The sequence below is a fragment of the Kribbella sp. NPDC059898 genome, from assembly GCF_042730855.1.
Taxonomy (GTDB): Bacteria; Actinomycetota; Actinomycetes; order Propionibacteriales; family Kribbellaceae; genus Kribbella.
The window spans coordinates 79751-99294 of sequence record NZ_JBHWKR010000014.1 but is presented as its reverse complement, the minus strand read 5'-3'; the positions used below and the strand labels follow the sequence as shown (position 1 = coordinate 99294).

Genomic DNA, 19544 nt, shown 5'->3' with positions numbered 1-19544 from the left:
GGGCCACGGACCACATCCGTGCCGACCACGGATCCACCACGGAAACCCCACCGATCGGTCATGATGGGGCGCGTGAACGAGGTGTCCGCACGCGAGGCCGAGGTACTGGCGGCGCTGGCCGCCCATCGGTCGAACGCGCAGATCGCCCACGCACTGCACATCTCGGTACGCACGGTCGAGAGCCACGTGTCGTCCCTTCTCCGCAAGTACGGCGCCACCGACCGTCGCGAGCTCGCCGATCTGGCAGGGACTCAACATGCTGGGGTGAATGGGCTGCCGGCCGGTCGAACGACGTTTGTCGGGCGGGCCGCAGAGGCGGCGGCGTTGCGGGAAGCGCTGGGGCGGGCCCGGCTGGTGACGCTGTTGGGGCCTGGTGGGATGGGGAAGACGCGGCTCGCCGCTGTGGTGGCGGCTGAGGCGGCCGGCGTTGGGGCGTTTGTAGATCTGGTGCCGGTGCGGGACGGGCTTGTGAGCCGGGCTGTGGCTACAGCGTTGGGGTTGGCTGAGCGTCCGCACCAGAGCCTGGAGCAGGTTCTTGTGGAGCAGTTGCAGCAGGGGCGTTCGTTACTGGTGCTGGACAACTGTGAGCACCTGGTTGACGAGGTGGCCGAGCTGGCGGAGCAGTTGCTGCGGACGTGTCCCGAGCTGACGATTCTTGCGACCAGCCGGGAGCGCCTCGCCGTACCGGCCGAGACGACTGTGCTGCTGCCACCACTGGACGCGGCGACCGAGTTGTTCGTGCAACGGGCGCGGGCGGTCGACCCGGAGTTCGCTGCGTCGGACGAGGAACTGGCGGAGGTCTGTGCGCGGTTGGACGGTATGCCGCTCGCCATCGAGCTGGCCGCGGCGCGGATCGGGTCGCTCGGCGCCGACGGGTTGCGGGCGGCGCTCGACGACCGGCTGCGGCTGCTCGCGGGTGGCCGTGGGATGGATGCCCGGCACCGGTCGCTGGCGGCTGTCATCGGGTGGAGCCACGAGTTGCTGGACGAGGCGGAGCGGCTGCTGTTCCGGCGGTTGGCGATCTACGTCGGCGGGTTCGATCTGGACGCAGCCAGTGCGACCAGTCCGGAGTTGGGTCGGGGTGAGGTCGCCGATCTGCTGGGGCGCCTGACCGACAAGAGTCTCGCCGTACGCCGGGGTTCGCGCTGGCGGCTGCTGGAGACGATCCGGGAGTTCGCCCGCGAGCAGCTGACCGCTGACGAGCTGGCCATCGCCCAGGACCGCTGCCTGCACTGGGCCGCCGATACCGCCACCGGTCTCGAAAGCCGGCTGGATTCGCCTGGCTGGCAACAGCCGTACGACGAGGTCGCCGCCGATCTCCGGGCCGCCCTCGCGGCAACCGCGGCCGAGCCGGATCAGACTGCGCATCGGTTGGCGCGGGCGCTGGGGCATCTCGGGTTCGCGCGGCGGCAGTTCCGGGAGTCGATCGGGGACTACCGGGCGGCCGCCGATCGTGCGGCGGACGGGGTCGCGGCGGCGCTGGACCTGCGGTCGGCGGCGGATGCCACGCTGGCGATCTCGGACGCGGAGACCGGCGTACGGCTGCTGCTCGACGCCGCCGAGCGGGCGGTTGCTGATGGCAACGTTCGGGCGACGGTGCTCGCGCTCGCGGTGATCGCGGTGAACCGGTACCCGACCGGCTCGCTGTACGACGTACCCGCCGAGCGCACCGCATACCTTCTGCAGCAGGCGATCGACTGCGCGGGACCGGGTGACGCGCAGGTGACCGCGCTGCTCGCGACCGCCAAGGCGTGGGAGTACGGCGGCCGGCGCATCGGTGCAGATGCTGAGTTGGCGCAGCAGGCCGTCGAAGCGGCTCGTCGTACGGGCGACCCGGTGCTGATCGCGGGCGCGCTCGACGCGCTGACCGTGGCTGCCGGGAACGCTGGCCGCCTGCGCGACGCCCGCGCGTACGCCGTGGAACGCATGCGCCTGGTCGGCCCGCTGCCACGGCACGAGCCATACGCCGCCGCCGAAATCATCGACGCCTTCCACGTCGCCCCCACCACCGCAACCGCGGTCGGCGACCTCCGCGCATCCGCCGCGGCAGTCGGCGCCCGACAGACAACTGCGCCGGATAGGCGGGTGGACGATGTCGCCCCCACCACCGCGACCGCGGTCGGTGATCTGCGGGCGTCCGCGGCGGCGGTCGGTGCGCCGGAGACAACTGTGTCGGGTGGGCGGGTGGATGATCCGGTGGGGGATCATCCGTATATCTCGTTGCCTCGGTTGATTCGGGTGACTGCGTTGACCGGGCAGTTCGATGCCTGCGTGGCGCAGGCGGAGGCGTTGTGGGAGCGGTGGCAGCGCGCGGGGCGGCCGCCGGTCGAATGGATGTCGTCCGCGTTGTCGGCGGCCGCGATGGTGCACGGGGTGCGGGACGACGGGTTGTTCGAGCTCTGGCAGCGGCGGGCGCTCGAGGTGGCGCGGTGTACGGACCTGGAGGATGCGCCGTGGCTGGCGGCGCCGTACACGTTCGTGCGGGCGCGGGTCGCCGTACAGTTGGGTGACGTCGAGCAGGCGCCGGGCATCGTACGGCGGGCGTTCGGAGACTTCGCTGAACGCTGGTGGGCGCCGTACGCGCGCACCGCCGCGGCTGAACTCGCCGTACTGGCCGCCCTGCCCGAGGCACCCGAGTTGCTCGACGCCACAGCCGGCGACGCCGTCGAGAACACCTGGGCCGCCGCCTGCCGTACCCGAGCCGCCGCACGCTCCAGCCGCGACCTCGACGGCCTGCTCCAAGCCGCCGAGGTCTTCGGCCGCATCGGCGCGCACTTCGAGCGCGTCAGCACCCTCGTCCTGCACCCTGCCCACACCACCGAGGCACAGACCGCACTCGCCGCTCTCGGGGTAGATGGTGGCGGTCGGCAACAAGCGTGAGCCGGTCCGTTGCTAGTTTTGGTCTCGACCTGATTCTGACGGAGGGCTGATGATGGTGGGTGCGCGCAGGCTGATGCTGGCGGTTGCGGTCGTCGCGACGGGGACGTTGGCGGGGTGCTCGGGCGGCGGTTCCGGGGCCGCGGGTTCTCCGGCGGCCCAGACGTCAACCGCTACGAGCGCGAGCTCGCCGGGGTGGACGCCGACGGATCCGGGTGGGCTCCCGAGCGACTCGACGACGCCGACCGCCACGCGACCCACGAAGTCCGCGACCCCGGTGACGGTGAGCACCAGCGGTGTGCCGGACGCGGGGGCGATCAAGAGCGCGATGGCGCAGACCGTAGAGGTCAAGCAGCCGAGCGTGCACTTCGTCCCAAGCACCGTGAAGGCCACCGTCCCGGACGGCGCCGGTGGCAAGCTCACCGCGGTCGTCGGCACCCGTTCGAACGCCGCCGACAGCGGCGGGCAGGTGGTGTTCTTCTTCCACGGCACGAAGTTCGCCGGCTGGGACGGTGACACCGAGACGACCGGCGTGACCAGCCTCGCGGGCGCGGGCCAGGGCGTGTTCACGATCAAGTACACGCACTTCGCCAAGGACGATCCGGCCTGCTGCCCGTCGCTGAAGCCGGTGACGATCCACTGGGCCTGGCAGGACAACGACGGCTTCGCCCCAAGCGGCGGCACCCGCCCGTACGTCGGCACTCCGGTAGCCATCCGCCTCGAGTCGTAGTTGTTCCTCGACAGCCGGTCCGGCCGGGGCATATCGTCCGGAGATGCGGAGATCGTCGGACTTCACGTCGCGTCTCGCGCGGACCACGGCCGCGGCGGGCGAGATGCCGCCGGTCGAGAGCGATCTGCGGCACGCGATCCTGACCGGCGACCAGCCGCCCGGTACGTCGGTGCCGATCGACGAGGTGGCCGCGTTCTTCGGCGTCAGCGCGATCCCGGTCCGGGAGGCGCTGAAGACCCTGTTCGGGGAAGGCCTGGTCGAGCATCGCCCGCACATCGGGTACCGGGTCGCGAAGCTGACGTTCCTGGAGTTCCGCGAGCTGTACGACGTACGCCAGGCGCTGGAGGCCGCCGCGCTGCGGGCCGCGGCGGTGAACGCGACCGCCGCCGACCACGACCGGATCCGGGGCACCCACGACTCGCTGGCAGCGGCGAGTGCCGCGGGTGATCGCCAGTACGCCGCCGCGACCCGGCGGTTCCACTTCGCGCTGATCGAGCCGTCCGGGATGCACCGGTTGATCCGGATGTACGAGACCGCCTGGAACATCACCGAACCGGCCCGGCCGATGTCCCGGGTCCCGGCGCACGAACGGGCCGAGTTCCGCACCGACCACGAGCGGCTGATCAGCGCGTACGTCGCCCGCGACCTGGAGACGTTGATCGCCGAGTCCGAGCGGCACTACACCCATCTCAAGTCCGCGATCGCGGAGTTCGCCGACGACCCGGAGTGCTTCGCGGACCCGGTCTGACACCGGCTCCTATATTTGGCCGCCATTTCCTATATTTGACCGTTTTACATGGCGATCCCCACTGGGCGTGGCCTAGCTTTCGGTGCACTCGGCCGCGCGATCCCGCGCCGCGGCCAGGCCCCGAGGAGGCCAGCATGGTGACCGAACCCCGTGTGCCCGCGGACATCGTCGACGCGGCCGGCTACCCGTCCCGAGCCGGCGGCGCGCAGCGTGACTACCACCCGCGGCTGACGAACGCGGACCTCGCGCCGCTGGAGAAGCAGACCTGGCGCAGCTACAACATCTTCGCGTTCTGGATGTCCGACGTGCACAGTGTCGGCGGCTACCTGACCGCGGGCAGCCTGTTCGCGCTGGGGCTGACGAGCTGGCAGGTGTTCGTCTGCCTGATCGCCGGCATCTGCATCGTGCAGTTCTTCTGCAACCTGGTCGCCAAGCCGAGCCAGCAGGCGGGCGTTCCGTACCCGGTGATCAGCCGGGTCTCGTTCGGCGTGCTCGGCGCGAACATCCCGGCCATCATCCGCGGCCTGATCGCCGTCGCGTGGTACGGCGTACAGACGTTCCTGGCCGCGGAGTCGCTGAACATCGTGTTCCTGAAGCTCTGGCCGGGCCTCGGCCCGTGGGCGGACTCGCACGTGCACGGGTTCCTCGGCCTGTCGGCGCTCGGGTACGTCAGCTTCGCGATCCTCTGGGTCGCCCAGGCGGCGCTGTTCTGGCGCGGGATGGAGACGATCCGCAGGTTCATCGACCTGGCCGGCCCGGCCGTGTACGTGACGATGCTGCTGCTCTGCGGCTACCTGCTGGTCAAGTCCGGCTTCCACATCGACCTGAACCTGTCCGGGCACAGCCTGTCCGGCTGGGCGACGATCGGCACGATGCTGAGCGCGATCGCGCTGGTGGTCTCGTACTTCTCCGGCCCGATGCTGAACTTCGGCGACTTCGCCCGCTACGGCAACAGCTTCAAGAGTGTCCGCCGTGGCAACTTCTGGGGCCTGCCGGTCAACTTCGTCTTCTTCTCGCTGCTGACCGTCCTCACTGCCGGCGCGACGGTCCCGGTGTACGGCGAGCTGCTGACCGACCCGATCAAGACCGTGGAGCGGATCGACAACACGTTCGCGATCCTGCTCGGCGCGCTGACCTTCGTAACTGCGACCGTCGGCATCAACATCGTCGCGAACTTCATCTCGCCGGCGTTCGACTTCTCGCATGTCAGCCCGCAGAAGATCAGCTGGCGGATGGGCGGCATGATCGCGGCCGTCGGCTCGGTGCTGCTGACGCCGTGGAACTGGTACAACAACGACACCGCGATCCACTACACGCTCGGCATCCTGGGCGCGCTGATCGGCCCGCTGTTCGGCATCCTGATCGCGGACTTCTACCTGATCCGCAAGCAGAAGCTGGTCGTCGACGACATGTTCACCCTGGACAAAGACGGCGCGTACCACTACCGCAAGGGCTACAACCCGGTCGCGATCCAGTCCGTGATCGCCGCCGGCGTCATCTCGGTCGCGTCGGTCCTGGTCCCGCGGTGGATCGGCGAGGCGTTGTGGATCAGCGACTACAGCTGGTTCATCGGCTGCGGCGCGGGCTACGCGCTCTACTCGGTGCTGGCGCGCCGCGCGGGCGTCGCTCAAGGGCAGGCATGATGCGGATCAAGGTCGTCAACCCGAACAGTACGGCGTCGATGACCGCGCTGATCGGCGACTGCGCGCGCGCCGTCGCCGGCCCGGGCGTCACCGTCGAGGCGGTGAACCCGCCGCACGGCCCGGCCTCGATCGAGAGCCACGCCGACGACGCGTACGCCGTACCGGGGCTGCTGCAGGAGATCGTGGACGGAGAGGCCGCCGGGTACGACGGGTACGTGATCGCGTGCTTCGGCGACCCGGGGCTGAAGGCCGCGCGGGAGCTCGCCCGCGGGCCGGTCGTCGGGATCGCGGAGGCGGGCATGCGTACGGCGGCGTACCTGGGCCGTGGGTTCAGCGTCGTCACCACATTGGCGCGGACGGTCGGCCACGCGCACGACCTGACCGAGGAGTACGGCGTCGCGCGGCAGTGCCGGGGGATCCACGCGTGTGAGATCCCCGTCCTGGCGCTGGAGACGGATCCGCACGCGCGGGCGAAGATCCTGCGGGCCTGCGAGGAAGCCCTTGCGCTGGACGGCTCCGACGCGATCGTGCTCGGCTGCGCCGGGATGGCGGACCTGTGCCACGACCTGTCGGCCCAACTCGGCGTCAGCGTGATCGACGGCGTCGCGGCCGCGACCACGACGGTCGAGATGCTGGTGCGGATGCGGCTACGAACAGGCAAGCTCGGCGAGTTCGCGCCGCACCCGCGCTACCAGAATGTCTAGGACGCCATCCAGTTCTGGATGGCTTCGACGGTGCGCGGCATCGCGTCGGAGAGGTTCTCCGGGGTGCCGTCGGTGATCAGGATGTCGTCCTCGATCCGGATGCCGATGCCGCGCAGGTCCTCCGGGACGGTCAGGTCGTCGGCCTGGAAGTACAGGCCGGGCTCGACGGTGAGCACGTACCCCGGCTGCACCGTCCCCTGCCGGTACGTCTCGTTGCGGGCCGACGCACAGTCGTGGACGTCGAGGCCGAGCATGTGGCTGACGCCGTGCAAGGTGTAGCGCTGGTACAGGCGGCTCTGCGGGTCGAGCGCCTCTTCCGCCGGCACCGGCAGGAGCTCCATCGCGTCGAGGCCGCGGACGACGACCTCCATCGCCGCCTCGTGCCCGGCGCGGAACGCGGCACCCGGCGTGAGCGCGGCGATGCCGGCGTTCTGCGCGTCCAGGACCAGCTGGTACAGGTCGCGCTGGCGCGGCGTGAACTCGCCGTTCACCGGCAGCGTGCGGGTGATGTCGGCGGTGTACAGCTGCCGGTTCTCCACACCCATGTCGAGCAGCATCAGCGTGCCGTCGTTCACCGGGCCGTCGTTCTCGATCCAGTGCAGCGTGGTCGCGTGCGGGCCGGCCGCGGCGATCGACGTGTAGCCGACGTCGTTGCCCTCGGCACGGGCGCGCCGCCAGAACGTGCCCTCGATCCAGCGTTCGCCGTACTGCCGGACCTTGTCCATCTCCGCGAGTACGTCGGAGAACCCGCGGTGCGTGATCGCGACCGCGTCCCGGAGCTGCTCGAGCTCGTACGCGTCCTTCACCAGCCGCAGCTCGGACAGCGTCGCGGCCAGCGCGTTGTCCTTCAGATCGTCGGTGTGCGCGCCGCTGAGCAGCGTGGCGATCGACTCGTCCTCGTCGCGCCGGACCCGGGTCGGTACGTCGCCCTTCAGCGCGTCGGCCAGCCGGTCGACGTGCCGGGTCTCGATCCCGAACTCCTTCGCGGTCTCGGTCAGCGACGGACGCCGGCCGGCCCACAGCTCGCCGTACATCCGGTCGCGCCAGAACTCCTCGCCCTGGGCGCGGTCGGCGCGCGGGCGGAAGTACAGCACCGAGTCGTGGCCGGAGGTGCCGTTCGGCTCCAGCACCAGGACCGCGTCGGAGGTCTGGTTGCCGGTCAGCCACACGTAGTCGGTGTGCGGCCGGAAGACGTAGTCGGTGTCGTTCGAACGGACCTTGTAAGTACCGGCCGGGATCACCAGCCGCTCGCCCGGGAACGCCTGCGACAACGCGTCCCGGCGCTTCGCCGCCCACACGCCGACGTCGCTCAGTGACAGATCGTGCCGCTCGGAGTCGGCCCACCCCGAGTTCATGAACGCCCGCAGCTTCGGGCTCGGCTCGTTGTCGTGCGACGCCGTCTTGGGTGCGGTGTTCTCGGCAGCGTTCTCGGTCATCGGTGACCAGTCCTCATCTCTGCGCTACGGGTGCAGTTGGTCCCCGCGCAGCGTGCTGCTGTCCGGCAGTGCCTCCGCGGGGTCGGAGCCGATGCGGGTGATCGCATTGTGCTCGTCCACGAAGACTACGCTCGGCGCGAAGACCTTGGCCTCGGCGGTGTCGAACATCCCGTAGGCGATCAGGATCACCAGGTCGCCCGGGTGGATCAGGTGCGCCGCGGCGCCGTTGATGCCGACAATCCCGGACCCGCGCGGCCCCTCGATCAGGTACGTCGACAGCCGGTTGCCGTTGGTGATGTCGACGATGTCGACCTTCTCGCCCGGCAGCAGGTCGGCCGCGTCCATCAGTTCCGCGTCCAGCGTGCACGACCCGACGTAGTCCAGGTCCGCCTGCGTCACGGTCGCCCGGTGCACCTTCGACTTCATCATCTCGCGCCACATGAGCCGAAATGATCCGGCGTACCGACGCTGTTGTCAGTGGTCGCAGTCACGTCGGCAACTTTCCGTGCCTTCGCGGTGTCTCGACCGGTGCGCTGCCGACGGGGGAGCGTCCTACGGAGGGAACGAGAGATGAAGCGGTACGGCGTGATGGCAGGGGTGGCGGCGCTGGCGGCGACGGGGGCTGTGCTGCTGGGGACGGCACAGCCGAGCAGCGCGGCCGAGACCCGGCAGCCGGTCCAGTTGACGGCCGCCCAGAGCAGTACGTCGGTGACGTTCGTGAAGCGGTACTTCGAGCGCAAGTACCCGCACGGATACCTGTCGAACGCCGTACTGCCGAAGACCTGGCGCGAGGTGCACGTCGCCGCGCACGAGACCCGCTTCGACGACACCGCGAACAGCCGGATGATCCGGTTCGACACCTGGTGGGGCCCGCAGACGCCGCAGAGCGCGCTGAAGCAGAAGATCGCCGCGCTGAAGGGCACCCGCGGGCTGCACATCGTGGGTACGTCGACCGTCGGCATGCCGTCCACCGCCGGGCAGGGCCGGCTCACCGTCAGCACGATCGTCTACACGTACAAGAGCGGCAGCGCGACCCGCTGGGTGGCCACGCGGTACGTCGCTCAGAACGGGCGGACCCTGACCGACGCCGAGCTCACCGTCGCGGGCCGTCCCGCCGACAGCAAGACGCTCGGTCTCGTGCTGAACAAGGCGACTCAGACGCTCGTCATCACCCCCTGATCCTGCAGTACTAGATCGCCGACGCCTGCACAGCCAGCTCTCGGAGTACGTCGTACCGTGCGCGGAGTTCGCCGACCCGTGCGACGTCCTCCGCAACGGGTGTCAGGTGCTCGCCGCCCGGTTCGGGGGACAGGCCGAGGGCGACGGCGGCGGCGCCGCGGGCGCCGACTTCGGGTTCGGCACAGACTGTGGTGGGGCGGGCGAAGGTTGCGGTGAGGCAGCGGCGCCACCACTCGGAGGCGTCGATGCCGCCGCCGCCGAGGACCACGTCGAGTGGGCGGTCGAAGAGCGCGTCGAGTTGGCGGAGGCCGCGGTCGATCTCCAGCGACGCACCCTGCAGCGCGGCTGCCAGCAGGTCGGCGGAGCTGTCGTCGAACGACAGCCCGAAGTACACCCCGGAGCCGCCCGGTACGTTCGCGGGCGGGCGGGTACCGGCCATGAACGGGATCGCGATCGCGTGCGTCCCGCCGATCTCCACGCCGAGCGGTTCGTCGGATTCCAGTCGCAGTACGCCGGTCAGCCACGCGTGCAGGTTTCCGGCCGCGGAGAACGCCATACCGGTCACGGCGCGCTTGTCGTCGACCCGGTAGCGCCACAGCTCCCACGGCAGTTCCGGCGCGTTCTCGATCGGGTGCACGACCCGTACGGCGGCCGACGTACCGACCGTCACGGCGGCTGTTCCCGCGTCGTACCCGCCGGTCCCGACGTTGGACGCGGCGCCGTCGCCGGTCGGCGGATGCACGGGTACGCCGACGAGCCCGGGCCAGCGGCGCTCGTACTCCTTGGACAACCGCCCGGTCCAGCCGGTCGGAACGATCGTCGGCAGCTTGTCCGCGGTCACGCCCGCGACCGCCAGCGCCTCCTCGTCGTACGCGCCGGTCGCCAGGTCCAGCGTCCCGGTCCCGGACGCGACCGACACCGACGTGACCCGCTCGCCGGTCAGCCGTTCGAGGACCAGATCGGGCAGGCCGGCGAAGGCGGCGGGGGAGTCGGAGGCCAGCAGCCACGGGATCCGGCGCGTCCAGTACAGCCGGTGCAGCCAGGTCCCGGTCCGGGCGTGGAACGCCTGCTCGTCGAACGACGTCCCGAGGTCGAGGTCCACCGAGCGCGTGTCGGCCCAGGTGATCACCGGGGTACGCGCCGCGCCTTTGTTGTCGAGAGCAACGATCGAGTGCCACTGCGTGGACAGCACCAGCGAACCGATGCCGTCCAGGTGCCCGTTCTGCTGGAGCTCGTCCAGGCAGCCGAGCAGCCCCTCGACGTACTCGTGCAGGTCGAGCGTCGCGGAGCCGTCGTGCCCGTACGCCGGGGAGATCTTGTGCCGGGCCAGTGCACCCGGAATCGGGGACGCGTCGGACTCGTCCAGCACGAGCGCCCGCGCGGACGACGTCCCCAGGTCGAGCGCGAGGATCCGGTGGTCAGTCTTCGTCATGCAGAGCCTTCAGGAAGTTCTGGGCCCAGACGTTCACGTCATGCGCCGCGAGGTGCTTGCGCATGGCCTTCATCCGGCGGCCGAGCTGTCGTTCGTCGGTGTTCATCGCGTCGACGATGGTGTCCTTCATCCCGTTGATGTCGTGCGGGTTCACCAGGAAAGCTTGCCGGAACTCGTCCGCCGCGCCCGCGAACTCGCTCAGCACGAGCGCACCGGTGTCGTCGTACCGGGTGGATACGTATTCCTTCGCGACCAGGTTCATGCCGTCCCGCAGCGGGGTCACCACGGCGACGTCGGCGGCCCGGAGCAGCGCGGCCATCTCGGTCCGCGAGTAGGTCGTGTGCAGGTAGTTGATCGCCGGCGTACCGATCCGGCCGTGCTCGCCGTTGATCCGGCCGACCAGCAGCTCGATCTCGTCGCGCAGCACCCGGTACTGCTCGACCCGCTCCCGGGACGGCGTCGCGACCTGGATGAAGACCGCGTCGTCGACCGAGACGCGCTTCTCGTCGAGCAGCTCGCCGAACGCCCGCAGCCGCTGCCGGATGCCCTTGGTGTAGTCGAGCCGGTCGACACCGAGCAGGATGTGCTCCGGGTTGCCGACCTCCTGGCGCATCTCGGCGGCCCGGGCGGTGGTCTCCGGCTGCCGCGCCAGGCTCTCCAGTTCGTTCACGTCGATCGAGATCGGGAACGCCTTGGCGCGCACGATCCGGTCGTCCGGCAGGTGGATCCGGTCGCCGCGAGTGCGCAGGCCCATCCGGTTCCGGGCCAGCCGGGCGAAGTTCGACGCCGCACCGGGGCGCTGGAACCCGACCAGGTCGGCGCCCATCAACCCGTCCAGGATCTGCCGCCGCCACGGCATCTGCGCGAACAGCTCGGTCGGCGGGAACGGGATGTGCAGGAAGAACCCGATCCGTACGTCGGGCCGCAGCCGCCGGAGCATCGCCGGGACGAGCTGCAGCTGGTAGTCGTGCACCCAGACGTCGGCGTTGTCGTCGGCGGCCTCCGCGGCGGCCTCCGCGAACCGGCGGTTCACCGCGACGTACGACTCCCACCACTCGCGGTGGAACTCCGGCGCCACGATCACGTCGTGGTACAGCGGCCAGAGCGTGGCGTTGGAGAAGCCCTCGTAGTACAGCTGGACGTCCTCGGCGCTCAGCATCACCGGGACCAGGTGCATGCCGTCGTTGTCGAACGGGTCGAGCTTCTCGTCGGCACTGCCGGTCCAGCCGATCCAGGCGCCGTGGTGGTTCTGCATCACTGGTGCCAGCGCGGTCACCAGCCCGCCGGGGCTGCGGCGCCACGCCGTACTGCCGTCGGGCATCTCGATCCGGTCGACCGGCAGCCGGTTGGCCACCACTACGAAGGAACTCCTACCGTTCGGCACTGTAGACATGGTCAGCGTCATCCACTCAGGTCGTCGTCGTCACCGGGGTAGCGGACCCCGATCTGGCTCCGGGTCTCGTCGAGCAGGTCGAGAATCTCGAGGGTGGCGGCATGGGGCAGGACCGGTACCTCGACCAGTCCGGCGCGCAGCGCTGCGATCACTGCGCTCGCCTCGTAGTGGTACCCACGGCCATGCGTGGGTACGTCGATCCGCTCCGCTCCGGAAGCGGTCGTGCGCACGTAGTACTCGGGGTGGTGGAACCGGTGCGGCAGTTGCAGGTTCCCCTCCGGGCCGCTGATCGCCGCGACCCACGGGTTCTGCGAACGCAGCCCGCAGGTGAGGGCGGCGACCGCACCGGAGTCGTACCGCCAGGCCATCGCGACGTTCAGGTCGACGCCGTCGTCGTTGAGCGAGCCGACTGCCTTCACCTCCGCCGGGCGGCCCAACGCCATGTGCGCGAAGGTCATCGGGTAGATGCCGCCGTCCATCAGCGAGCCTCCCCCGAGCGCCGGGTCGAGCAGGCGAACCGGCAATGAAGCTTTGTGGAACGCGAAGTCCGCGGTGACCTGCTGGGGTTCACCGATCACGCCGCTGTGGAGATCCTTGAAGAGCGCTTGAATCACCGGATCGGTGCGCATCCACATCGCCTCGGCGAACAGCGTGTGGTGCTCGTGGGCGACCGCGACCAGGTCCCGTGCCTGCGCGGCGGTCAGCGTGACCGGCTTCTCGCACAGTACGGCGATGCCGGCGCGCAGGGCGGTCCGGGCGATCGCGTAGTGCTGTGGGTGCGGCGTACCGATGTAGATCACGTCGACCTCGCCGGAGTCGATCAGCCGGCGGTAGTCGTCGTACGCGTGCGGGATGCCGAACTCGGCGGCGAACTTGTCCGCGCTCTGCTGTGAACGGGACGCGACCGCGGTGACGACGGCGTCGTCCGCCAGCAACCTCAGGTCCTGCGTGAACTGGGTCGAAATGTTGCCGGTCGCAACGACTCCCCACCTGACGCGATCTATACCCACTGTCTGAACTCCGGGGTCGGGAACGGTCCGTCTGCTGCGATTCTCGCGGTTTCGAAGGCGTGCGCCAAGCGAATGAGCGTGAACTCACTCCGCGCCGTACCGCTGATCGTCAGTCCGACCGGGAGACCGGACACCAGCCCCGACGGCACCGACAGCAGCGGATAGCCGGCCAGGGCGGCGTGCGACGACGAACTGCCCATCACGTGGTCGCCGTTCACCAGGTCGATGGTCCAGGCCGGTTGGTACGACGGGCTGACCAGGGCGTCGAGCTGGTTGTTGCGGAGCAGGTTGTCGATCCCGTCCCGCCCGGCGCGCAGCGCGGTCAGCCGGGCCGCGACGTACACGGGGGAATCGAGCCCGTCCGTCGCGGCTGCGCGCTCGAACAGCTCCTGCCCGAACCACTGCAGCTCCTGGTCCGCATGCTTCTTGTTGAACGCGATCAGGTCGTCCAGGTCGCGCGGACCGCCCGGGGCGCGCGTGGCGAGGTACGCCGCCAGGTCGCCCTTCAGCTCGTGCGCGAGGATGTGCAACTGGTCCTCGTCGCCGCCCGGCGTCGGCAACGACAGGTGGTCGACCAGCGTCGCTCCGCACCGGCTGAGCAGCTCCAGCGCCCGCTCGGTGACCTGGTCGAGCCCGTTCGAGTACCCCCACAGCGGACCACGCGGTACGCCGATGCGCAGGTCGCCGAGGTCCGTGCCGCGACACGCCTCGGTGTAGTCGAGCCGGCCACCGGCCATCACGGTCAGCAGCGCGGCGGTCTGCTCGACCGTGCGGGTCATCGGCCCGGCGGTGTCCTGCGAGTGCGAGATCGGGACGATGCCCTGCTGCGGGATCAGGCCGACCGTGGGCTTCAGGCCGACCACGCCGTTCAGCGCGGCCGGGCAGACGATCGACCCGCTGGTCTCGGTGCCGAGCGCGTACTCCGCGAGTCCCGCTGCGAGCGCCGCGCCCGAGCCGGACGAGGAGCCGCCGGGCGAGCGGTTCAACGCGTACGGGTTCCGGGTCAGACCGCCGTACGCGCTCCAACCGGACGAGGACGCGGAGCCGCGGAAGTTCGCCCACTCGCTCAGGTTGGTCTTGGCCAGGATCACGCAGCCGGCCTCGCGCAACCGGCGTACCACCGGCGCGTCCTGCGGCGGGGGCGGCTGCCCGGCCAGCGCCAGCGAACCGGCCGTGGTCGGCAGGTCCGCGGTGTCGATGTTGTCCTTGATCAGCACCGGTACGCCGTGCAGCGGGCCGCGGACCCGCCCCTCGTCACGTTCGGTGTCGAGTCGGGCGGCCTCGGTGAGCGCGGCGGGGTTCGGCGTGCAGATGGCGTTGACCGAAGGGTCCACATCCCCGATCCGCCCCTGCAGCTCCGCCACCAGCGCCACGCTGGACTGGGTTGAGCTCACGCTCACGATCCTGCCAGAGTTGAACGGGTCCGGTTGCCTCGTCAGCGACACGCTTCGTGTCGGTCGTCGGTGAATGACATTGCTGTTGTTCAACACGTACAGTGGCTGGCGGACGGACGATCACCGACCGCACAGGAGTCAGCAGCAGATGGACAGCGCCAACGCCAGCTCTCCCGGCCCCGCCGAAGCTGCGCCGCCGGTCGTCGCCGGGATTTCTGAGCGGGACGGCCTGATCCTCGCCTTCGAGCGGCACTGGTGGAAGTACGCCGGTGCCAAGGAGCAGGCGATCCGCGACCAGTTCCAGATGTCCGCGACCCGGTACTACCAGGTCCTGAACGCGCTCATCGACCGGCCCGAGGCCCTCGCGCACGACCCGTTGCTGGTCAAGCGCCTGCGCCGCCTCCGCGCCGCCCGCCAGCGCGCCCGCTCCGCACGCCGCCTGGGCATCGAGGTCTGACCATGTTCCGCCGCCTGAGGGCGTGCCTTACTGCCCCACGCCGTCGGGGCGAGCAGGGGCAGGTGCTCTCGTCGCTCGTCGCGGTCGCCGCCGTGGTCGCGATCGTCGCCGGGCTGCTGGTGCTGTTCGGCACCCGCGGCAACGACAGCAAGGCCGACGAGAAGCCGGCCGCCGCGAGTACGCCGGAGAAGAAGCCCACGACCGGGCCGTCGACGGTCGGGGCCAGCATCCCGCGACCGTCGGAGAAGACGACTCAGCCGCCGGCGACGACCGAACCGCCGAAGACGACCGCACCGCCTGAGACGACCACCACACAGCCGACCGAGACGAGCCAGCCGCCGCAACCCACCCAGCCGGTGACCATCCCGGCCGAGGAGCGGCCGGCGATCGAGGTGTACAACAACACCCCGCGCAAGGGTCTCGCCGACTCGGTCGCGAACCGCGCCCGCGCGGCCGGGTGGACCGTCGCCGGCTCGCCGGACAACTGGCACGGCAAGGTTGCCGAGAGCACCGTGTACTACCCGCCGGGCATGCTGGCCGCCGCCAACCAGCTCGCCCACGACCTCGGCGTCGGCCGGTCCAAGGGCGCGCTGGACAACATGAAGAAGGACCGCCTGACCGTGATCCTGACCTCGGACTACGTGGGTTGATGGCGGGATGAATGCTCCGGTCATCAAGACCGATGCCGGCCACCAGGGCTGGGAGGCGATCGCCTCCGACCCGGCCTCCGCGGTGATCGCGACCGACTTCGACGGTGTCCTGTCGCCGCTGGTCGAGGACCCGGCCCGCTCCCGCCCGGTCGAGGGTGCCCTGGACGCGCTGGCCCGGCTGGCCCGGTCGGTGAACCAGGTCGCGATCGTCACCGGCCGGCCCGCACTGGTCGCCACCGAACTGTCCGGCGTCAGCGGCCACCCCGGCCTCGGGCGCCTCGTCGTACTCGGGCACTACGGCCTCGAGCGGTGGGACGCCACGACCGGGAAGGTGACCAGCGCGCCGGTGCCCGCGGGCGTGGCGACGGCCCGCGAGCGGTTGCCCGCTCTGCTCCGCGACGCCGGCGTACCGGATGCGTTCGTCGAGGACAAGGACAGCTCGCTCGCCGTGCACACCCGCCGGCTGGCGGATCCCGCCGGGGCCTTCGAGGTACTGCGTGGGCCGCTGACCGCGCTCGCCGAGGAGACCGAGCTGCGGCTGGAGCCCGGCAACCTGGTCCTCGAACTGCGCCCGCCCGGGATCGACAAGGGCGTCGCGATCAACAGCCTGCTCGACTCCACCGCCGCCCGGTCGGTCCTGTACGCCGGTGACGACCTGGGCGACCTGGCCGCGTACCGCGCGATCCAGGCGCGACGTGCCGACGGGCTGCCCGCCGTACTGCTCGCCACCCGGTCCTCGAACGCGACCGAGCTGATCGACGCCGCGGACATCGTCGTCGACGACCCGAGCGGCGTGGTGACCGTCCTCACGGCCCTTTCGGACGCGATCGCAGCACGCTGAACGCCTGCGTCACGGTCTTCCCGATCGGCTGGATCGGGTGTTCGACGTACCCACCGTCCTTCAGGCTCGCGAGCCGCTCGAACGGGTTCCGCGACGCCGGGTCGCCGGTCAGCAGGAACGAGATCACCACGCCGACGACGTACAACGGCAGCATCGGCAGGCCGAACAGGCAGAAGTACTGCCAAGAATGCCGCTCCTCATGCCGCACCAGCGCCGCGTCGTCGAAGTACTCCCGCCCGTTCTTGCTCAGAACCACATTCCCGATCGTGAACGCCCCCGCCACCGGAAACCCCAGCCTGTACCCGTTCGCAAAGACCAACCCCCGCGGCCCCCGACTGAACCGCACCCGCCCGAGCACACCGACCAACACCCCCACGAACGTCGACAGATTAAGAAAGTTCCCGACAACCTTCACCCACTGCCAGGCGGTCATGGGGATCAGTATGAGACGTCGAAGGGCGCTTGTCTGTGTCTCGATGTCGCAATCATCGGGACACGGAGGTACGCTTGTGTCCTAAGAATTAAGACATTAGGACATCCTGCGATGACGATCTTCGGCACCCCCGATCCCGACCTGGAGGACCAAGCGGTCCTGGAGCAGATCTACGCCTACCGCTCCGAGCTCGCGGACGTTCTGCGCGTGCCTCGGCGATGGGCGGGCGGGCTGCGGCGGAGCATGCTGGCGCGCGCGATCCAGGGCTCCAACAGCATCGAGGGGTACGACGTAGCGCTGGACGACGCGGCGGCAGCCCTGGACGACGAGGAAGCGCTCAGTGCGGACGAGCGTACCTTCGCCGAGATTCGCGGATATCGGCAGGCGTTGGGGTACGTGCTGGCGATGGCGAAGGACGCGGACTTCCGGCTCGACGCCTCCGTGGTCCGCAGTATGCACTTCATGATGCTCAGCCACGACCTCACCAAGAGCCCGGGCAGCTATCGGCCAGGCGCCGTCTACGTCCACGACGAGACGACCGGTGAGAACGTCTACGAAGGTCCGCTCGCGGACGAAGTACCGGCGCTGGTCGGTGAACTCATGGCCGACCTCGCCGGGGACGCGTCGACCGATCCCCTTGTTCGTGCCGCGATGGCACACCTGAACCTCGTGATGATTCATCCCTTCCGGGACGGGAACGGGCGCATGGCGAGAGCGCTGCAGACTCTTGTGCTGTCGAGGGGCGGGATCGGCGAGCCGGCGTTCTCGAGTATCGAGGAGTGGTTGGGGAGCAATACCGACGACTACTACCGCGTCCTCGCTGCGACCGGTGTCGGCGCCTGGCATCCCGATCGGTCGGCTGCGCTGTGGGTGAAGTTCAACCTCCGCGCGCATCACATCCAGGCGCAGACGGTCCGTCGTCGCTATCGCGAAGCCGGCAAGCTGTGGCAGCTGTTCGACGAGGTGATCGACGAGTTCGGCTTGCCGGAGCGGGTTGCGGACGAACTGTTCGATGCCTCCCTGGGGTTTCGGATACGCCGCTCCACCTACGTGCGTCGGGCCGGGATCGAGGAGCGGACGGCATCGCGTGACCTGGCGATGGCCACAGAACTCCAACTCTTGCAGGCCGTCGGAGAGACCAAGGGACGGCATTACGTCATGGGTGGTCGGCTGACGCTGATGGTCCAAGCGGCGCTCGCGAACCGGGAGCCGCTGGCTGATCCGTACCCGTGGATGAAGCAACATCTCGCTGCCCCCGTACCCACCGTCAACTAGTTGTCGGTGGGGTGGGTAAGACTTGGTGGGTGAGTTCGGTGGTGCGGGTTTGGCGTCCGGGGCGGGTGGTGGATCCGCATTCGGTGATTGGTGGGTTGCGGAAGGGGCCGGGTGATCCGGCGTACGTGTTCGATGCGGGGCGGCGGACCGTGTGGCGGGCGACGCGGACGCCGGACGGGCCGGTGCTGTTGCGGTTGACGCCGTACGCCGGGACTGTCGAGGCGGAGGCGTGGGGACCGGGGGCCGCGTGGGCGTTGGACGGTGTGCCGGAGTTGCTGGGGGAGCGGGACAGTTGGGACGGGTTCGAGCCGCTGCCGGCGCATCGGGCGTTGGTGGACGCGGCGCGGCGGTTCCCGCATGTGCGGGTGCCGCGGTCGCGGGCGGTGTTCGAGGCGATGGCGGCGGCGGGGATCGAGCAGGTGGTGACCGGCAAGGAGGCGTTCCGCGCGTGGCGGTTGCTGCTGCGCGAGTACGGCGAGCCCGCGCCGGGGCCTCGTGAGCAGGGCAACCGGGTGCTGATGGTGCCGCCGTCGCCGGAGGAGTGGCGGCTGATCCCGTCGTGGCAGTACCTGCGGGCGGGCGTCGAGAGCCGGCGGTCGCGGGTGGTGCTGACGGCGGCGTCCCGGGCGTCGGCGTTGGAGCGGACGCTCGAGCTGACCGACGGTGCCGAGATCGAACGGCGGTTGCGGTCGCTGCCCGGGGTGGGCGTGTGGACGGCGGCCGAGGTACGGCAGCGGGCGCACGGGGATGCGGACGCGTTCTCGTTCGCGGACTACCACGTGTCCCGGAACGTGTCGTACGCGCTGATCGGCGAGGAACTGGACGACGACGGCTGCGCCGAACTGATCGAGCCGTACCGCGGCCACCGCTTCCGCGTCCAACGCCTCCTCGAACTCGCCGGCCCCGGCCACCCCCGCTTCGGCCCCCGCAAATCCCTCCCCACCCACACCCCAGGCGCCACCCACCGGCTGTAGCCACACCGCCCCCACCACCTACCGGCCGTCCACCAGTGGTTGGGAGTGGGTGCGGATGCCCAGGCCATCACAATCGCGGCGGGAGGCGTGGCGCCCCGCTCAGCGGCCGGTCGGCGGGCGGATTGTGGTGGCCTGGAGATCCGGGTCGGGGGTGAGATCGCGCATCTCGAATGGTGGGATCACAGGACACAATATGGACCCGATTGGGTAATCTCGGGGGAGCTCATCCAGAGGGACTGAGGGAAACGGCCCGTTGATGTCCCGGCAACCCTCCCCGTGGAGCCCCCGTCCGGGGTCACCTCCGCGAGGGAACGGTGCCAAATCCGTCCCGTGCCGAGATCCGGTTCCGGGGAAGATGAGAGGGGAAC

18 protein-coding genes and 1 riboswitch are annotated in these 19544 nt (G+C 70.0%); of the genes, 11 read left to right on the top strand and 7 right to left on the bottom strand.

Annotation, left to right across the window (positions count from 1 at the left end; genetic code table 11):
• The first annotated feature begins 72 nt into the window (after positions 1–72).
• The 5 genes from ACFV9C_RS34515 (at position 73) to ACFV9C_RS34495 (ending at position 6702) form a co-directional block, all read left to right on the top strand.
• On the top strand, positions 73–2880 hold the full coding sequence (locus ACFV9C_RS34515; protein WP_380200242.1) for a LuxR C-terminal-related transcriptional regulator: 2808 nt from the start codon (positions 73–75) through the stop codon (positions 2878–2880).
• 49 nt (positions 2881–2929) lie between these two features.
• Entirely contained in the window at positions 2930–3607 is a 678-nt protein-coding gene (locus ACFV9C_RS34510; protein ID WP_380200240.1) for an LppP/LprE family lipoprotein, read from the top strand.
• 43 nt (positions 3608–3650) lie between these two features.
• A complete protein-coding gene (locus ACFV9C_RS34505) occupies positions 3651–4355 on the top strand; it encodes a GntR family transcriptional regulator (RefSeq protein ID WP_380200238.1) in 705 nt (234 codons plus the stop codon).
• Positions 4356–4489: 134 nt separating this feature from the next.
• Positions 4490–5998, top strand: a complete 1509-nt coding sequence (locus ACFV9C_RS34500) for an NCS1 family nucleobase:cation symporter-1 (protein ID WP_380200236.1) — start codon at positions 4490–4492, stop codon at positions 5996–5998.
• Positions 5998–6702: an aspartate/glutamate racemase family protein gene (locus ACFV9C_RS34495; protein ID WP_380200234.1), complete on the top strand. Its 705-nt coding sequence runs from the start codon at positions 5998–6000 to the stop codon at positions 6700–6702. The genes ACFV9C_RS34500 and ACFV9C_RS34495 overlap by 1 nt, the downstream gene beginning before the upstream one ends.
• On the opposite strand, the gene ACFV9C_RS34490 is transcribed toward ACFV9C_RS34495, so the two are convergent.
• Complete coding sequence (locus ACFV9C_RS34490) at positions 6699–8138, bottom strand: aminopeptidase P family protein (RefSeq protein ID WP_380200232.1); 1440 nt, start codon at positions 8136–8138, stop codon at positions 6699–6701. The two genes, ACFV9C_RS34495 and ACFV9C_RS34490, sit on opposite strands and share 4 nt — an antisense overlap.
• 24 nt (positions 8139–8162) lie before the next feature.
• Positions 8163–8579, bottom strand: a complete 417-nt coding sequence (panD, locus tag ACFV9C_RS34485; RefSeq protein WP_380200230.1) for an aspartate 1-decarboxylase — start codon at positions 8577–8579, stop codon at positions 8163–8165.
• A 129-nt stretch (positions 8580–8708) separates the two neighbouring features.
• Between panD and ACFV9C_RS34480 the strand changes: the two genes are divergently transcribed.
• The gene (locus ACFV9C_RS34480; RefSeq protein WP_380200228.1) at positions 8709–9317 is read left to right on the top strand and encodes a hypothetical protein; all 609 of its coding nucleotides are present in this window, start codon (positions 8709–8711) and stop codon (positions 9315–9317) included.
• 10 nt (positions 9318–9327) lie between these two features.
• On the opposite strand, the gene ACFV9C_RS34475 is transcribed toward ACFV9C_RS34480, so the two are convergent.
• The 4 genes from ACFV9C_RS34475 to ACFV9C_RS34460 are packed head-to-tail and all read right to left on the bottom strand — an operon-like array spanning position 9328 to position 14546.
• Complete coding sequence (locus ACFV9C_RS34475) at positions 9328–10749, bottom strand: FGGY family carbohydrate kinase (RefSeq protein WP_380200226.1); 1422 nt, start codon at positions 10747–10749, stop codon at positions 9328–9330.
• Positions 10736–12142 (bottom strand): trehalose-6-phosphate synthase, encoded by a 1407-nt coding sequence (locus ACFV9C_RS34470; protein WP_380200224.1) that lies wholly within the window; start codon positions 12140–12142, stop codon positions 10736–10738. Before ACFV9C_RS34470 ends, ACFV9C_RS34475 begins: the two co-directional genes overlap by 14 nt.
• An 8-nt stretch (positions 12143–12150) precedes the next feature.
• Complete coding sequence (locus ACFV9C_RS34465) at positions 12151–13152, bottom strand: Gfo/Idh/MocA family protein (protein WP_380200222.1); 1002 nt, start codon at positions 13150–13152, stop codon at positions 12151–12153.
• Positions 13143–14546 (bottom strand): amidase, encoded by a 1404-nt coding sequence (locus tag ACFV9C_RS34460; RefSeq protein ID WP_380200220.1) that lies wholly within the window; start codon positions 14544–14546, stop codon positions 13143–13145. Before ACFV9C_RS34460 ends, ACFV9C_RS34465 begins: the two co-directional genes overlap by 10 nt.
• A gap of 148 nt (positions 14547–14694) precedes the next feature.
• Between ACFV9C_RS34460 and ACFV9C_RS34455 the strand changes: the two genes are divergently transcribed.
• The 3 genes from ACFV9C_RS34455 to otsB all read left to right on the top strand — a co-directional run bounded on the left by ACFV9C_RS34455 (position 14695) and on the right by otsB (position 16494).
• On the top strand, positions 14695–15003 hold the full coding sequence (locus ACFV9C_RS34455) for a DUF3263 domain-containing protein (RefSeq protein ID WP_380200218.1): 309 nt from the start codon (positions 14695–14697) through the stop codon (positions 15001–15003).
• A gap of 62 nt (positions 15004–15065) precedes the next feature.
• A complete protein-coding gene (locus ACFV9C_RS34450; protein WP_380200216.1) occupies positions 15066–15653 on the top strand; it encodes a LytR C-terminal domain-containing protein in 588 nt (195 codons plus the stop codon).
• A 7-nt stretch (positions 15654–15660) separates the two neighbouring features.
• Positions 15661–16494, top strand: a complete 834-nt coding sequence (gene otsB / locus ACFV9C_RS34445; RefSeq protein WP_380200214.1) for a trehalose-phosphatase — start codon at positions 15661–15663, stop codon at positions 16492–16494.
• On the opposite strand, the gene ACFV9C_RS34440 is transcribed toward otsB, so the two are convergent.
• The gene (locus ACFV9C_RS34440; protein WP_380200212.1) at positions 16460–16927 is read right to left on the bottom strand and encodes a hypothetical protein; all 468 of its coding nucleotides are present in this window, start codon (positions 16925–16927) and stop codon (positions 16460–16462) included. The genes otsB and ACFV9C_RS34440 overlap by 35 nt on opposite strands.
• A gap of 111 nt (positions 16928–17038) precedes the next feature.
• Here ACFV9C_RS34440 and ACFV9C_RS34435 point away from each other — a divergent pair, with 111 nt between their 5' ends.
• A complete protein-coding gene (locus ACFV9C_RS34435) occupies positions 17039–18202 on the top strand; it encodes a Fic family protein (RefSeq protein WP_380200210.1) in 1164 nt (387 codons plus the stop codon).
• 29 nt (positions 18203–18231) lie between these two features.
• Positions 18232–19176, top strand: coding sequence for a DNA-3-methyladenine glycosylase family protein (locus ACFV9C_RS34430; RefSeq protein WP_380200208.1), 945 nt, complete (start codon positions 18232–18234; stop codon positions 19174–19176).
• Between the two features lie 220 nt (positions 19177–19396).
• Positions 19397–19538: riboswitch (SAM riboswitch) on the top strand.
• Positions 19539–19544 lie beyond the last annotated feature (6 nt).